The organism is Pantoea sp. BAV 3049, assembly GCF_009765445.1.
GTDB lineage: Bacteria > Pseudomonadota > Gammaproteobacteria > Enterobacterales > Enterobacteriaceae > Erwinia.
On record NZ_WHOY01000031.1, the window covers coordinates 6291 to 6919 of the forward strand.

The 629-nt window shown below is 58.0% G+C and carries 2 protein-coding genes; both read right to left on the reverse strand.

Features of this window, described 5'->3' with window-relative positions:
• On the reverse strand, nucleotides 1–333 hold a 333-nt coding region (locus GSQ70_RS25670), incomplete at its 3' end, for a conjugal transfer protein TraG N-terminal domain-containing protein (protein WP_199257198.1).
• Between the two features lie 2 nt (nucleotides 334–335).
• Nucleotides 336–629 (reverse strand): hypothetical protein (locus tag GSQ70_RS00750; RefSeq protein ID WP_199257199.1); only part of this gene is annotated, 294 nt, incomplete at its 5' end.

Genomic DNA, 629 nt, shown 5'->3' on the forward strand with positions numbered 1-629 from the left:
CCCCGTGCCGGTGACAATCCACAGCGGGGCGGCAAGCCCCAGCGGAACGTTGTCCACGCGCCCGATGGTATCCGGGGCGGTCAGATCGTTCACCACCACCGTCACCTTTGGCGTCAGCAACAGCGCGGTGACGATGACAAAGGTGAACGCCCAGTAAAACATCACGCGCAGATCGTGGCTTTTGAGATAGGTATAAATGCACGTCAGAATACCCAGCACCTCCGCAATCCACATCACGCTCTTCCAGCCGGAATCACTCATCATTGCGGCCACGGCGTTCAGTCCCATCGTGATCATGCCGCCGCTGCTGGTTACCCAGATATCAATGGCCATCCTCAGCCTCCGAAGTCATAGTTGGACATCATGGTGTCTGACACGTCAGTGGACAGCTGCTGACGCAGCTGAGACAGGTTACGCTCAAACTCACCCAGCCCGTTCTGCTGCACCTGAATACGCGCCACCCGCTGGCTCAGCTCGTTACGGACCTGACGCAGGTTCTCGCGGAAATGTTTGTTCTCTTCTTCCGTATCAAGCGCCCCGGCCGCACCGCTTTGTGCCACGTCAATCAGGCCGTTGATGTAGGACATGACCATGTCAGCCGCAATATATTCCGCCAGGCTGCTGACCAC